At 71.2% G+C, this 13,083-nt stretch carries 15 protein-coding genes; 5 read left to right on the plus strand and 10 right to left on the minus strand.

The annotated features are described in order from the left end of the window. Nucleotides 1–90: 90 nt before the first annotated feature. Together ACFQ6S_RS22170 and ACFQ6S_RS22175 are read right to left on the minus strand one after the other, a co-directional pair. Nucleotides 91–360: a DUF397 domain-containing protein gene (locus tag ACFQ6S_RS22170; RefSeq protein WP_383412301.1), complete on the minus strand. Its 270-nt coding sequence runs from the start codon at nucleotides 358–360 to the stop codon at nucleotides 91–93. Beyond that, nucleotides 320–1,168: a Scr1 family TA system antitoxin-like transcriptional regulator gene (locus ACFQ6S_RS22175; RefSeq protein ID WP_383412303.1), complete on the minus strand. Its 849-nt coding sequence runs from the start codon at nucleotides 1,166–1,168 to the stop codon at nucleotides 320–322. Before ACFQ6S_RS22175 ends, ACFQ6S_RS22170 begins: the two co-directional genes overlap by 41 nt. A gap of 256 nt (nucleotides 1,169–1,424) precedes the next feature. Between ACFQ6S_RS22175 and thrS the strand changes: the two genes are divergently transcribed. Together thrS and ACFQ6S_RS22185 are read left to right on the plus strand one after the other, a co-directional pair. Further along, complete coding sequence (gene thrS, locus ACFQ6S_RS22180; RefSeq protein ID WP_383412305.1) at nucleotides 1,425–2,675, plus strand: threonine--tRNA ligase; 1,251 nt, start codon at nucleotides 1,425–1,427, stop codon at nucleotides 2,673–2,675. A gap of 115 nt (nucleotides 2,676–2,790) precedes the next feature. Then, a complete protein-coding gene (locus ACFQ6S_RS22185) occupies nucleotides 2,791–3,762 on the plus strand; it encodes a nucleoside hydrolase (protein ID WP_383412308.1) in 972 nt (323 codons plus the stop codon). 369 nt (nucleotides 3,763–4,131) lie between these two features. Here the strand turns inward: ACFQ6S_RS22185 and ACFQ6S_RS22190 are convergent, their stop codons facing one another. After that, nucleotides 4,132–5,058: an LAETG motif-containing sortase-dependent surface protein gene (locus ACFQ6S_RS22190; protein WP_383412311.1), complete on the minus strand. Its 927-nt coding sequence runs from the start codon at nucleotides 5,056–5,058 to the stop codon at nucleotides 4,132–4,134. 249 nt (nucleotides 5,059–5,307) lie between these two features. On the opposite strand from ACFQ6S_RS22190, the gene ACFQ6S_RS22195 reads away from it, so the two are divergent. Continuing rightward, a complete protein-coding gene (locus tag ACFQ6S_RS22195) occupies nucleotides 5,308–6,972 on the plus strand; it encodes a glycoside hydrolase family 13 protein (protein ID WP_383412313.1) in 1,665 nt (554 codons plus the stop codon). 1 nt (nucleotide 6,973) lies between these two features. Here the strand turns inward: ACFQ6S_RS22195 and ACFQ6S_RS22200 are convergent, their stop codons facing one another. Continuing rightward, nucleotides 6,974–7,624 (minus strand): DUF4142 domain-containing protein, encoded by a 651-nt coding sequence (locus tag ACFQ6S_RS22200; RefSeq protein WP_383412984.1) that lies wholly within the window; start codon nucleotides 7,622–7,624, stop codon nucleotides 6,974–6,976. Between the two features lie 238 nt (nucleotides 7,625–7,862). Here ACFQ6S_RS22200 and ACFQ6S_RS22205 point away from each other — a divergent pair, with 238 nt between their 5' ends. After that, nucleotides 7,863–8,678 (plus strand): carboxypeptidase regulatory-like domain-containing protein, encoded by an 816-nt coding sequence (locus ACFQ6S_RS22205; RefSeq protein WP_383412316.1) that lies wholly within the window; start codon nucleotides 7,863–7,865, stop codon nucleotides 8,676–8,678. 6 nt (nucleotides 8,679–8,684) lie between these two features. Here the strand turns inward: ACFQ6S_RS22205 and ACFQ6S_RS22210 are convergent, their stop codons facing one another. Both ACFQ6S_RS22210 and ACFQ6S_RS22215 read right to left on the minus strand, forming a co-directional pair. Then, nucleotides 8,685–9,038, minus strand: a complete 354-nt coding sequence (locus tag ACFQ6S_RS22210; protein WP_383412319.1) for a VOC family protein — start codon at nucleotides 9,036–9,038, stop codon at nucleotides 8,685–8,687. A gap of 75 nt (nucleotides 9,039–9,113) precedes the next feature. Continuing rightward, on the minus strand, nucleotides 9,114–9,572 hold the full coding sequence (locus ACFQ6S_RS22215; RefSeq protein ID WP_383412322.1) for an FxLYD domain-containing protein: 459 nt from the start codon (nucleotides 9,570–9,572) through the stop codon (nucleotides 9,114–9,116). A gap of 175 nt (nucleotides 9,573–9,747) precedes the next feature. Here ACFQ6S_RS22215 and ACFQ6S_RS22220 point away from each other — a divergent pair, with 175 nt between their 5' ends. Next, nucleotides 9,748–10,290, plus strand: a complete 543-nt coding sequence (locus tag ACFQ6S_RS22220) for a hypothetical protein (RefSeq protein ID WP_383412325.1) — start codon at nucleotides 9,748–9,750, stop codon at nucleotides 10,288–10,290. On the opposite strand, the gene ACFQ6S_RS22225 is transcribed toward ACFQ6S_RS22220, so the two are convergent. From ACFQ6S_RS22225 to ACFQ6S_RS22240, 4 genes are all read right to left on the minus strand, one after another. Continuing rightward, complete coding sequence (locus ACFQ6S_RS22225) at nucleotides 10,250–10,438, minus strand: hypothetical protein (protein ID WP_383412328.1); 189 nt, start codon at nucleotides 10,436–10,438, stop codon at nucleotides 10,250–10,252. The two genes, ACFQ6S_RS22220 and ACFQ6S_RS22225, sit on opposite strands and share 41 nt — an antisense overlap. Before the next feature lie 117 nt (nucleotides 10,439–10,555). Beyond that, nucleotides 10,556–10,924 carry a DUF6479 family protein gene (locus ACFQ6S_RS22230; RefSeq protein ID WP_383412331.1) on the minus strand — a complete coding sequence of 123 codons (369 nt, stop codon included), beginning with the start codon at nucleotides 10,922–10,924 and terminating at the stop codon, nucleotides 10,556–10,558. Between the two features lie 93 nt (nucleotides 10,925–11,017). Further along, complete coding sequence (locus tag ACFQ6S_RS22235) at nucleotides 11,018–11,464, minus strand: VOC family protein (RefSeq protein ID WP_383412334.1); 447 nt, start codon at nucleotides 11,462–11,464, stop codon at nucleotides 11,018–11,020. A gap of 654 nt (nucleotides 11,465–12,118) precedes the next feature. Next, a complete protein-coding gene (locus ACFQ6S_RS22240) occupies nucleotides 12,119–12,922 on the minus strand; it encodes a class I SAM-dependent methyltransferase (RefSeq protein ID WP_383412337.1) in 804 nt (267 codons plus the stop codon). Nucleotides 12,923–13,083 lie beyond the last annotated feature (161 nt).

Here is a 13,083-nt window from a genome sequence, read left to right on the forward strand (position 1 = left end):
ACCACCGAGCGCTACACCCGCGGCCTCGCGGCCGCGTTGGTCGCCGTGGCAACGCTGATCCTGGCGGCGAACGCCGGCCCGGCCCGAGCGTCAGCCTTCGGCGACGAACGCCACGAAGGCGGTGTATGCCTCCGGGGTGAGCGTGAGGTTGCCGACCTCGGGGTTCTTGGAGTCACGGACGGCTATGCGGGGCATGAGGTCGGCGACCTCGACGCACTCGCCACCGCTGCTGCCGCTGTACGAGGACTTGCGCCAGGCGGCTGAGCCGAGCGGGGCGCACTCGACGCATTCGCCGCCGCTGGTGCCGCTGTAGCTGGACTTACGCCACGCCGCGGCCTTCAGCTGGTTGCTGGTGTCCATAGCGTTCCTCCATCACGCGAGCGATCAGGTCGGCCGAGTCCTCCGGTGAGAGGGCAGCGGCCTGCAAGCGAGCGTATCCGACCGAACGCTCCCTGATTACTTGCGGATTGGCGGTCATGTGTCCCTGGTCGTAGCTCTCGCTGTAGAAGACGTCGGGGTGGTCATCGAAGCGTAGGAGCGTGAAGGTGCCCATCATCCCGGTGTGCCCTCCCACGGAGTACGGCAGTACCTGGATGTGCACCGACTGGTTGATCCCGAAGCTCAACAGGTGGGCGAGTTGCTCGCGCATGACGCCCCGGTCGCCGACCATCCGGTACAGCACCGACTCGTCCAGGACCACCCACACCGCGGGCGGCTGCTCGCGCTCCAGGACCCGCTGACGTTCGATTCGGGCGGCGACCATCTCCTCGACCCTCTCCGGGTGATCCACGCTCAGCAGCGCCGCCGCGTACGCCTGGGTCTGCAAAAGGCCGTACACCAACTGGCATTGATACGTGGAGATGTAGGTCGCCTTCGCCTCCATATCGGCGTAGGGCTGGAACCACGTGGGCAGCTGGCACCGCAATACCAGCCCCACGAGCCTCGAAAAGTAGCCGTCCGTCAACAGCGCCGCATCCACCCGCTCGGCGAATTCCCGCGTCGGCACCTTCAGCGTCGTCTCGATCTGGCCGATCAGCGAGCCGGAGCAGAACAGCACCGAGCCCAACTGCTTCAACGTCAGCCCCGCCTCCTCCCGCTTCCTGCGCAGCTCGTAGCCGAAGTAGTCCAACGGAGAAGCCGTGGGATCGAGTTGACGAATGTGAACCAAGGCGAACCACCCCCAAGTCCGGTCTGTGGCTGAGCGTAACCACATGGCTTCGCACTGGTGACGGGAACCGGAAAAATCACCGCGGCATCGCGCCCGCCCCTGTTACCGTCGGCCCATGCAGCGCGCCAATCCGTCTCTGACGACGACGCCGGACCCCGTCCCGGCGCCGCGCTGACAGCTGAGCGAATCCGAAGCCCCGGGCGAGTGCCCCGGGGCTTTGTCGTGGGTGCTCGTCCTTTCCCCTGGAGGAGTAGCCATGCACGACCACCGCCGTCTCGGCCGCGAACTGGACCTCTTCGACACCGACCCCCTGATGGGCGCGGGCCTGCCGTACTGGCTGCCCGACGGGGCCGTCGTCCGGCATGTGCTGGAGGAGTACATCCGTGAGGCGGAACGCGAGGCCGGCTACCGGCACGTGTACTCGCCCGTGCTCGGCAAGCGCGAGCTGTACGAGATCTCCGGGCACTGGGACCACTACAGCGAGGACATGTTCCCGCCGATGGACCTCGGTGCCGAACAGATGGTCCTGCGTCCGAGTCTCTGCCCGCACCACGCCCTGATCTACCGCTCCCGCTCCCACAGCTACCGCGAACTGCCCTTTCGCATGGCCGAGTTGGGCGGCATGTATCGATCCGAGCTGTCGGGGGTCCTGGGCGGTCTCACCCGCGTCCGGGCGATCCAGCTCAACGACGCCCATATCTTCTGCACCCTCGACCAGGCCGTCGAGGAAGCCGCCGCCGCCCTGAAACTCATCGGCCGCGCTTACGCCGATCTGGGGATCCGGGCCGCCCGGCACCGTCTCTCCCTCCCCGGCGAGGGAGGCGGTGGCAAGTACGTCGCCGATCCCGGGCTGTGGCGCCGCGCCACTGCCCTGCTCCGGGAGGTCCTCGACGAAGCCGGCGTGCCGTACGAGGCCGCCGAGGGCGAGGCCGCGTTCTACGGTCCCAAGATCGACGTCCAGATCGCCGACCCGGCGGGGCGGGAGTCGACCTTGTCCACCGTCCAGATCGACTTCCACCAGCCCGAACGCTTCGACCTGCACTACATCGGCCCCGACGGCGCCAAGCACCGCCCGGTCATGGTCCACCGCAGCATCATCGGCAGCGTGGAGCGGGCCGTCGCCCACCTCGTCGAGCAGCACGGCGGCGCGTTTCCGGCCTGGCTCGCCCCGGTGCAGCTGCTGGTCCTCCCCGTGTCGGAGGCGCAGACCGCGGCGGCGGAGAAACTTCTGGTCCTGGCCCGCCAAAAGGGTGTGCGCGCGGAACTCGCCGGTCCCGAGCACGGCACCCTCGGCGCCCGTATCCGTGCGGCACGCCTCGTGCCGTACCAGGCGGTCATCGGGGAGCGGGAGGCGGAGGCGGACGGTGCGCCGGCGGCCGTACGGCTGCGGGACGGGCGCAGGCCGGGGGCCGTACCCGCCGAGGAACTCATCGGCCGGATCGCCGCTCGCGTCGCGGCGCGCGGGCCCGAGTTGTGGGACGCCCCAGAACGCGGAGACGCCGCATGACATCGCGCGCACGAAGACGTACGGCGACGCCATACGGCGACGCACTCCACCTACGGCACACCGTAGGGTCCCTCTCGTAGGCCCGCCACCGCACCCGTGAGAGGGGAGCCCCGCCGTGACGGACGACGGTCGGCCCATACCGGTGATCATCGACTGCGACACCGGCGTGGACGACGCGCTGGCTCTCCTCTTCGCCGTACGCCATCCGGGGCTCGACCTGCGCGCGGTCACCTGCGTGGCCGGGAACACGGACGTGGACGGCGTCGTACGCAACACCCTGACCGTGCTGGAGCAGGCCGGCGCCCCCGAGATCCCGGTCGCCCGGGGCGCCGGCCGCCCGCTGATCGAGTCCGCGCGCTCGGCGCGGCACGTGCACGGCGAGGACGGCATGGGCGACATGAACCTGCCCGCCCCGACGCGCGCCCCGGCCGACGTGGACGCGGTGACGCTGCTGCGCCGCGAGATCCTCGCGTCCCCGCGCCCGGTGACGCTGATCCCCACCGCGCCGCTGACCAACATCGCCCTGCTGCTGCGCACCCATCCGGAGGTGACCCGCAACATCGAGCGGATCGTCTTCATGGGCGGCGCCGTGGCCTGCGGAAACGCCACGCCGGTCGCGGAGTTCAACGTGTGGCACGACCCGGAGGCGGCCGCGATCCTGCTCACCGCCGGGGTGCCGATCACCATGTACGGCCTGGACGTCTTCCAGCGCGTCGTGGTCCCGGGCGCGGACGTACGGCGCCTGCGGGCGAGCGCGGAACCCGGCACCCGCCTCGCCGGCGAACTGCTCGCCCACCGCCCCTCCGCACCCGGCATCACCGCCGACCCCGAGGCGGGCGGCATCGGCGACGCCGGGGCCGTCTGCACGGTCGTGGACCCGCCGGGCATCACCAGCCGTCTCCTGCCCGTCGAGGTCTCCCTGACCCCGGGCCCGACCCGAGGCCAGACGATCGTCGACCGCCGCCCCCGCCTCGGCGAGTCCGAACTCCACACGGGCACCCGCGAACAGGCCCTGGTGGACGTCGCGTTGGACGTCCACGTCGAACGCTTCGCAAAGCTGTATCTGTCGACGGTGGAACGCGCCTGAAGGCCGTGTTACGTTCTGGTCGCCTCGAAAACCCGCTCTGACCAGCGAGGTTGAGGGAAGAAGCCGAAGCGGCACGAGGAAAGCGCCCATGGCCTCCACCACCGAAATGTCCTCCGCCCTCAAGAACCTGTGGGCCTCGCCCTTCTGTTTCATCACGGCGGCGTTCATCGCGTTCCATGTAGTCGGAAACAACGATGCGGGTTGGGCCCTGATGGGCGCCGGGCTAAGAGCACGGCGAACAGCACCATTGCTCCCATCGGCACGACCACGAACGAGTCCGGTCGTTCGCGCCGGAACGCGCCCCAGACGAGGGCGACGATCGGCCCTATGAGGCCCGGGATCACCCCGGGCCCCTTCACGTGTCGTCGGTCAGGAACGCGCCGTACGGCGGCGCTTCGATGCCACGACGAAGGCCGCGCCGCCCGCGACCAGGACGGCCGCGCCGATCGCGATCGGGCCCGTCGCGCTGCTGCCGCCCGTCTGGGCGAGGTCGCCGTCGCCGCCGTTCGGGGAGGGCGCCGGGGCGGACGTCGACTCGGAGGACTCCGGGGTCGGGGTCTCGGTGGACGGGGTCTCCGAGGCCGGCGGTGTCGTCTCCTCGGCCGGGGTCGACGGCTCGTCGGTCGTCGGCTCGGCCGGCGGCGTGGTCGGGGGCTCCTCGGTCGCCGGAGGCTCGGTCGTGCAGTCCTTCGAGCCGCCGTTCCAGGCCGCGATCAGCTTGTCCTTGATGACCGGGCGGTCCGGGCCCTTGGGCAGGTCACCGTGCTCGAAACCGTCGTTCGCGTCGAGCTTGCCGTCGAACTTCACGGCACCCCGGTACAGGTCGATCTGCGCGAAGCAGCCCGCGTCCGGCACGGCGATGTCGAGGGTGTCGGTGCCGCCCGGCTTGACCGTGACCGTGTCGAAGTCGACGAAGACCTGCTCGCCGGAGGTCGCGAAGGTCGCCCCGTGGGCGAGGTAGGAGGCGAGCGAGGCGGTGCAGGTCGTGGCGTCGGCGGCGGCACGCACGGTGATGTGGACCTTGCCGTCGTCGGTGACCTTCAGGTTCTGGTCGTCGACCTTGACCGAGTCGTAGAAGTTCGTGCCGTCCAGCGAGAACTGGCAGCGGTCGGTGGCCGTCTCCGTGCCGGCGCCGGTGCCGGGCTTGTAGGTGCCGCCGGACTTCCAGCCGTCTCCGCCGGGGGTGCCGTGGGCCCAGGCGCCGGAGGCGGAGGCGACGGTGGCCGCGCAGAGGGCGAGCGAGGCGGCGCCCGTCCCCAGCAGGCGTCGCGTGATGACACGTCTCGCTATGGACATGCGTATCCCCTCATGGGGTGAGTGGTCGAAGAAGAAACACTGGGCTCATTGGTCACATGCGCCACAGCGTGAGCACATCGTCGGGGGATGGGAGAACGCTGTCAACCTGCGGTGATGCAAGGGAAGTTCAGAGGGCAATCACAATTCTGTCACGCTCGGAATGATCTGATCCGCTCTTCGCAGTGTTCGCCAATCCGGCCAAGTGGACAGAGTTCTCACTGTCGCCCGTACACACCCCGAGGAGACCGCGTGACTGTCCGCACCATCACGCCCGACCTCTCGTCCAGCAACCCCGACTGGTGGCGCCAGGCCGTCATCTACCAGGTCTATCCCCGCAGTTTCGCCGACGCCGACGGTGACGGGCTCGGCGACCTCAAGGGCGTCGCCCAGCGGCTGAACCACCTCGCCGCCCTCGGTGTGGACGCCCTGTGGCTCAGCCCGTTCTACCCCTCCGAACTGGCCGACGGCGGCTACGACGTCGCCGACCACCGCGACGTCGACCCGCGCCTGGGCACCCTCGACGACTTCGACGCCATGGCCGCCGAGGCCCACCGCCTCGGCCTGAAGGTGATCGTCGACCTGGTCCCCAACCACACCTCCCACCAGCACGTCTGGTTCCAGGAGGCGCTGCGCTCCGGCCCCGGATCCGCCGCCCGTGAGCGCTACGTCTTCCGTGACGGCCGCGGCCCGCACGGCGAACTCCCGCCCTCCGACTGGCAGTCCGTCTTCGGCGGCAGCGCGTGGAAGCGGGTCCCCGACGGCCAGTGGTACCTGCACCTCTTCACCCCCCAACAACCGGATCTGAACTGGGAGAACGACGAGGTCCGCGCCGACTTCCGCACCACCCTGCGGTTCTGGTCCGACCGCGGCGTCGACGGCTTCCGCGTCGACGTGGCCCACGCGCTCGCCAAGGACCTCGGCGAACCGCTGCGCGACCTGGGCGCCCCGGAACTCAGCGGCGAGGATTCGCTCCCGCACCTCCCGCCCGGCACCCACCCCTTCTACGACCGCGACGAGGTCCACGAGATCTACCGCGACTGGCGCAAGATCTTCGACTCCTACCGCCCGCCCCGCATGGCCGTCGCCGAGGCCTGGGTGAACCCGAGCTCCCGGCGCGCCCTGTACGCCCGGCCGGACGAACTGGGCCAGGCCTTCAACTTCGAGTATCTCCAAGGGAGTTGGGACGCCGAAGAGCTGAAGGGGATCATCACCGACTCGCTCGCCACCGCCCGCTCGGCAGGCGCCTCCGCCACCTGGGTGCTGTCCAACCACGACGTCGTACGCCACACCTCCCGCCTGATGCTGCCACCCGGCACCGACGACAACGCCTGGCTGCTGTCCGGCGGCCACGCCCCGGCCGTCGACGAGTCCGCGGGCCTGCGCCGCGCCCGCGCCGCGACGCTGCTCATGCTTGCGCTGCCCGGTTCGTCGTACGTCTACCAGGGCGAGGAACTCGGCCTCCCCGAGGTCGCCGACCTGCCCTTCGAGGTGCTCCAGGACCCCATCTGGGAACAGACGGGACGGGTGCGCAAGGGCCGCGACGGCTGCCGGGTGCCGCTGCCGTGGACGACGACGGGACCGTCGTACGGCTTCGGCCCGGGCGGTTCCTGGCTGCCGCAGCCGTCGGCCTTCTCGGCGTACGCCGTCGAGGCCCAGGACGGTGTCGAGGGCTCGACCCTGGAGCTCTACCGCCGCGCCCTGCGCCTGCGCCGCAAGCTGCTGGCGGGCGAGGAGCTGGACTGGGCGCCGGACAGCCCGCCCGGCGTCCTGCACTTCGCCCGCTCGGACGGCTGGCGTTGCGTGGCCAACCTCTCGGGGACGGCTGTGGAGTTGCCGCCGGGGGAGGTGCTGATGGCGAGCGCGCCGCTGGAGGAAGGGCGGCTGGCCCCGGACACGACGGCCTGGCTGACATAGATCAGGGTTTGAGGGTCACTTGCGGCTCGCCCGCCGCCGGAGGGGGCGGGGTCGTGTCCTCGGCCGGGAGCTTGGGCGGAGTCGTCTCCTGGAACAGGACCTGGTCGAAGTCGACCAGCCCCGTCTTCTCCATGACCGAGATGTGGTCGAGGACCGTGTCGTTGGCCTGCTCGGCCAGCTGCCGGACCAGGGTGTTCCTGGTCGTGGCCCGGATCTTCGCGACCGTGGTGAAGATCTGGCCGTGCGTGGTGCGCAGGATGTTCGCCATGTCGCTGTCGAACTGCCTGCCCGTGTCCGCGCCGAGCGTCCCGACGAAGCCCTGCTGCTGAGGGCTGGGCCGGTTGGGCAGAGTGATGTTCAGCCGCACGGCGATCCTGCGGCAGGTCGCGTCCAGCGCGGCATGACCCGAGACCAGATGCCGCCCGGCCGTGCGCACCGCCTCGGTCGTGCCCTTCTGGAGGGCCATCTTCCCCACCGGGTACTCCCACAGCCCGGCCGCCCGCACCTTCACCACGAAGTCCCGGTCGGCCTCCGTCAGCGGCCCCGTCGAGGTCTGGGCGATGACCCGGTCCTGTGCGCTGGAGACGGTGCTGAAGCCGAGCATCGAGGGATAGGCCAGGGCGGCGAGGGTGAGAATGAGGGCGCCGCCCACGAAGAGAGTTCCGGTTGCGTGCCGCGTGATGCGCACCGTGCTGCCTCCTGCCGGACCGGGATCGTCGTACGCAGGTACGCATGGCGGGGCGTGGGGCACCTTTTGGGTTGGTACAGGGTCCGTAAAGCGATGCCCGGCGCTCGCGGCGGTCCGGACGGGTGGTGCCGGGCCCCGCCGCTGGTCCGTACGGCCGAGCGGCGTGTGTCAGCCCCGGGAGCGGTAGGAAGACTCGCCCGTGATGAGCGGATCCTGGAAGACGACGAGTCTCGGAGTGCCGGCGGTTGTCGCCGCGACGGTCGCGGGTGCGACGGTCGTGCCGGGGGTGGCGTACGGCGTCGACGGCCCGGCCGACGGACTGTGGGCCGCCGCGACCGTCGAACCCGGGCGGGAGGGCGTCCTCCACGTCCGGGGGTTCGAAGCGGAAGCGTCCGGGGAGGGCTCGGTACTGACGCTGTCGGCGCCTGCGGGGACGAGGGTGACGGGTGCGCCGTTCGCCGGGCTCGGGTACCGGGGAGCGGTGACGCGGGGCGGGGGCAGTGGGACGTACACCTTCGCCTCCGGTGCGGCGGCGGGGCCGGTCTCGGGCTGGAAGGGCCGTACGTTCCCCTTCGTCGTGTCGGTCGCCCCGGACGCCGAGCCCGGCACCCGGCTCGCCGACTGCACCCTGGTCCTGCGCGACGCGAAGGGCACCGTACGGCAGCGCGGCACCTGCGCCGTCACGGTCGGCTTGCCCGCGCCGACCCTGTCCGGCCCCGCGTCGGGCGTGCCGGTCAGCGCGTCACCGCGGACCTCGGGGACGGCCTACCCGGGCGCTCAGATCACGGTGCGGGACGCGCTGGAGGAGGAGGTCTGCACGGACACCGCCGCACCCGACGGTTCGTGGTCCTGTGTTCCGGGCCTGGCCCTGCCCGTCGGCGCGGGCCGCCTTCAGGCGACGGCCACGAAGAACGGCGTCAGCGCGCTGAGCGAGCAGATCGACATCATGGTGGGCGGGTCCGGGGCGGCGCAGAAGGACACGGTGTCGGACGACGGGGGCGGCCGGATCCCGGCCTAGTGGCGGTCAGGCGGGCTGCCACAGCTCGATCCGGTTGCCCTCGGGGTCGGTGACCCAGCCGAACCGGCCGACGCCCTCCATGTCCTGCGTCTCCCCGGCCACGTCCGCGCCCTTGGCGCGCAGTTGCGCGAGCATCGCGTCCAGGTCGCGGACCCGGAAGTTGAGCATGGTCCGCTGGGCGCGGGACCCGAAGTAGTCGGTGTCGGACTCGAACGTCGCGAACACCGTGGGCCCGGTCTCCTGACGCCACAGGCCGTTCTCGTCGGCGTCCAGGCCCAGGCAGTCGCGATACCAGGCGCTCAGGGCCGCCGGGTCGTCGGCCCTCATGAAGTACCCGCCGATTCCAAGCACACGTTCCATGCCGCCATCGTGCCAGGACGGCGATCGGACCGACTCGTTCACGCCGCTTCGTGCACACGGCTTCGTCCGGCGGCGTCAGTAGCGCACCGCCCGCGCCACCTCCGCCCGCACGTCCCCGCTCAGGTCACGCGTGCTGCGGGCGGTGCCCTTGCCCGACTTGCCCCCCGCCACGTCCGACACGGTCACCACCGTCGCGTCGAGGAGGTTGTCGTTGTCGTCCTTGAAGTTGACCTGCACCGCGAAGGAACGCGTCGAGTCGGTCGTGTTCTCCGCCGTGACCTGCACCGACGCGCGGCCGTCGGAGTCGGTCGTCGGGTCGCCCAGACTCACCGAGCCCTTGACGTCGACACCGCCCTTGATGTCATCCAGTTGGCGGCCCGCCTCGGCCGTCGCCGACGCGTAGGCCGACACCGCCTTGCTGGCCACCGAGGAGGGCGTGTCGTCGTCCGAGCAGGAGGTCAGGGTGGTGACGGCCAGGGCGGCGGCGGTCAGGAGGACGGTGGTGGTCGTCCACCGGGTGCGGGGACCGGGCATGGGGACTCCAAAGGGTGCGATCCGGTGTCCCCAGTGAAGTTCGTGGCGCACGGGACCGCACTCTGGGCGTCACCCGATCGGCCTTCGCCCCGTGGTGGGCGCCCCCGGGCCGCCCCATCGTCGTACCGACCGCAGAACCCGACCGCGCAACACGCGAGAAGTGGGGTACGGCGCCATGAGTCAGTCGCAGCCGCATGCGAGCGATGCCGCCCACAGCCCTCCGGGGTCACCGGCATCCGGAACCCCCGGCACCTCCCAGGCGGCCTGGACCTCCCGTGAAGCCGGGCCGGCCGCCGGCGCCGGTCCGACCTCCGACTGGGGCCCGGGCGCACTTCTCTTCGCCGGTGTGCTGCTGCTGGTGAACGGGCTGCTGGCGATCTTCCAGGGCATCTCCGCCATCGCCGAGGACGACGTCTACGCCACCGTCGGTGACTACGTCTTCGAGGCCAACCTCACGGCGTGGGGCTGGATCCTGCTCGCCATCGGCGTGGTCGCCGTCGGCGTCGGTTACGGCGTGCTCCAGGGCGCCTGGTGGGCCCGGATCACCGGCATCTTCCTGGCCTCCCTCAGCATGGTCGCGCACTTCCTGTTCCTGCCGTACACGCCGGTCTGGTCGGTGGTCATGGTGGGGATCGACTTCTTCGTGATCCTCGCGCTGGCCCTGGCCCCGGACGCGCCTAGCGCTTCAGGGCGCGGTAACGCCTCAGCAGCTCGCTGATCCGGCCCGGGTCCTTGCGGCCGTTCAGCTCGGTCAGCAGGTCGTCCGGGCACAGCTCGTAGTGGTCGCCCCAGAAACGCCGGCCGTGGTTGTCCCAGATGCGGTAGCCACCGGGTACGCCCCTGGCCACATAACGGCGTCTGCTCAATCGGCCCCCCAGCCACCCCGCCCGTCCGGACACGGACACCCGTGGTCCGCCCGGACAGGGTGGCACTCGGCAGTCGGTCCCGTCGCCCTTATTTCCGGCGGTGCCGGCCGCCCCCGCTCAGGCGTGCCCGATGCCGCCCCCGCCGAAGGACCCGCTCTTCCCGGGCAGCCAGCGCTTGCGGTGCTGATCGTCGCTGCGCTTGCTGCTCGCGTGGTGCAGCTCGTGCGGCAGGAGGCGTTCCCGGCCGTTGGCGTGCGGGACCTCGTCGGGCTCCCGGACCTCCCGGAGCTCATGGACGGGCCCGGTGTCGGGCAGGTGCGGATGTTCCTCGGGAGTGGGCCGTGGCAGTTCCCGGTCACGGACCCGCATGCCGAACTGCACCGCCCAGACCAGTGCGCCGGCGATGACCATTCCACCCACGAAGGCGGCGATCACGTTGAGTACTTCGCTCGACGTGGCCGCTAGTTCAAGCGTCGTCGTACTCATGCCCCCAATTATCACCGAAACGGACGAATAAGCTCCCGAGGGAACGAGCGGTTCCGCGGCTCCGGGGTCCGCACACCCGGTCCGCCCGCGGGTCTACGCGCGTTCCTCCCCGGTGGCTTCCGCCTCGTCAAGTTCGGTGAAAAGCGTCAGCTGAAGGGCGCCGGGGGCTTCGAGGCGTGAGTTGAGGGAGTTCCAGGGAGTGCGGGTGGGCTCCGCGAGGACCTCGGCCCCGGCCGCCGCCAGTCTGGCCGTGGTCACCGTGGAGTCGTCCACCTGGAAGGCGACCCTGATGTGGCCGGCCACGCGTCGGCCGACCTCCACCTCGTCGATGAACTCCGCGTGGTTCGGATCGGTCAGTTCCAGCGTGGCCCGGCCCGCGTCGAGGATGGTGACCCGGCCGTCGGGGGAGGAGAACGCCGCGCGCTCGGGGAGGCCGAGCACATCCCGGTAGAAGCGCAGCGCCTCGTCGTAGTCGTCGGCCGTGACCACCAGGCGCAGCTCGTGTACGCGGGCGGGGGGCTCGGCCGGTGCGTGGGACATGACGGACTCCTCTTCGACGGTCGTGACGGGTGAACTCGCGGGCCCGTCACTGTGATTCCCGCAGCCCCCGTTCGCGCCTCGTCACTGCCCGTGACCGCCGCCCGCTCGGCCTCGCCCCCGGCCGCCGCGCGGTCGGCCCTCGCGCGCTGCCCCGGGATGAGCGTGGCGAGGGCGAAGGCCGGCGGGGTCGCTCCGGCGCCGATGGCCATGACGACCTTGAAGCCGTTCTCCGAAGGGCAGCGCGTGGCCGCCGGAGTCGGTGGTGGACCGCGATCCGGGTGAGCCGGCGCTGATCGACACGCGGCGCGGGTGATGAGTGTGGCGAGGGCGAAGGCCGGCAGGGCCGCTCCGGCGCCGATGGCCATGACGACCTTGAAGCCGTTCTCCGAAGGGCAGCGCGTGGCCGCCGAAGTCGGTGGTGGACCGCGATCCGGGTGAGCCGGCGCTGATCGACACGCGGCGCGGGTGATGAGTGTGGCGAGGGCGGAGGCCGGCGGGGTCGCTCCGGCGCCGATGGTCATGACGACCTTGAAGCCGTTCTCTGAAGGGCAGTGCGTGGCCGCCGGAGTCGGTGGTGGACCGCGATCGGCGCGAGCCGGCGCTGATCGACATGCGGCGCGGGTTCGGGTACTGGCTCGGGGGACCGGGATGACATCACGGCCGTACTCCGCGCACCGCCCAGGCGCGCGCCTCGAGGGGGACGGAACCGTCCGGCGCGGTGGGCACCGTCGCGCGCAGGGCCTCGCGGAGACGGTCGCGGGCGGGCGGGGCGAGGGAGGCGACGTAGCCCGGGGCGGGGCCCTGGCCGGCGAGGAACGGGTCCCACAGGTCGGCGAAGTCGGCGAAGACCGTGGGCACCTCGATCGGGGCCGTCGACACCTCGGCGAGTCCCGCGTCCGTCCACAGGCTGTGGAGCGGCTCCGGGCGGCAGTTGGGGAAGCGGCGGGCCTCGTCCAGCGCGGCGGCGGCCGGGTCGGTCGCGGCGGCCGCGGTCCAGAACCGGCGCAGCAGGCCCATGCCTTCGCCGTACTCCCAGACGTACGCCGCGACGAGACCGCCCGGACGGACGACTCGCGCCAACTCCCTTATGGCTACCGCTGGTTCGGGGAGGAAGTTCAGTGTGAGGCCGCTCACCGCCACGTCGAACACGCCGTCGCGCACGGGTAGCGCCATGGCGTCCGCGACGACGAAGCGCGGTGCGCCGGAGGACCTCGCGGCGCGGGCGGCCGTGCTCACGAAGGACTCGGAGCGGTCGCACCCCACCGCCTCCCGGGGGCGGCACCGCTGCGCCACCAGCGCCGTCAGCACTCCCGTGCCGCACCCCACGTCCAGCCAGCGCAGACCGTCCGCGCGGTCGAGCCGGGCGAGGAACTCCCGCGCGACGAGCCGGCTCCACCGGCCCATGTACCGCTCGTAGGCGGCTCCCGACGCCCACACGTCGAATCGCTGCTCTGCCATGGTCGTAACGATCCTCCGTGGTGCCGTGCGTCCGAAACCCGATGGACCTCCGTTTGCCGCAACAGCGACCAAAGACGCAGCACGAGCGACGATCGGCCGACGCGCGGCTCGTCGTCCCCGCTCGACCATGGACACGTCCGGCGAACGGGAGGAGCGGGAAC

Source organism: Streptomyces sp. NPDC056479 (assembly GCF_042795335.1).
GTDB lineage: Bacteria > Actinomycetota > Actinomycetes > Streptomycetales > Streptomycetaceae > Streptomyces.

What these genes read in the sequence shown, in the direction of transcription:
- ACFQ6S_RS22240 (WP_383412337.1), bottom strand. Translation starts at nt 12,922, where the DNA reads ATGGCAGAGCAGCGATTCGACGTGTGGGCGTCGGGAGCCGCCTACGAG.
- thrS (WP_383412305.1), top strand. Translation starts at nt 1,425, where the DNA reads ATGCACGACCACCGCCGTCTCGGCCGCGAACTGGACCTCTTCGACACC.
- ACFQ6S_RS22215 (WP_383412322.1), bottom strand. Translation starts at nt 9,572, where the DNA reads ATGCCCGGTCCCCGCACCCGGTGGACGACCACCACCGTCCTCCTGACC.
- ACFQ6S_RS22170 (WP_383412301.1), bottom strand. Translation starts at nt 360, where the DNA reads ATGGACACCAGCAACCAGCTGAAGGCCGCGGCGTGGCGTAAGTCCAGC.
- ACFQ6S_RS22220 (WP_383412325.1), top strand. Translation starts at nt 9,748, where the DNA reads ATGAGTCAGTCGCAGCCGCATGCGAGCGATGCCGCCCACAGCCCTCCG.
- ACFQ6S_RS22190 (WP_383412311.1), bottom strand. Translation starts at nt 5,058, where the DNA reads ATGTCCATAGCGAGACGTGTCATCACGCGACGCCTGCTGGGGACGGGC.
- ACFQ6S_RS22235 (WP_383412334.1), bottom strand. Translation starts at nt 11,464, where the DNA reads ATGTCCCACGCACCGGCCGAGCCCCCCGCCCGCGTACACGAGCTGCGC.
- ACFQ6S_RS22230 (WP_383412331.1), bottom strand. Translation starts at nt 10,924, where the DNA reads ATGAGTACGACGACGCTTGAACTAGCGGCCACGTCGAGCGAAGTACTC.
- ACFQ6S_RS22205 (WP_383412316.1), top strand. Translation starts at nt 7,863, where the DNA reads ATGAGCGGATCCTGGAAGACGACGAGTCTCGGAGTGCCGGCGGTTGTC.
- ACFQ6S_RS22210 (WP_383412319.1), bottom strand. Translation starts at nt 9,038, where the DNA reads ATGGAACGTGTGCTTGGAATCGGCGGGTACTTCATGAGGGCCGACGAC.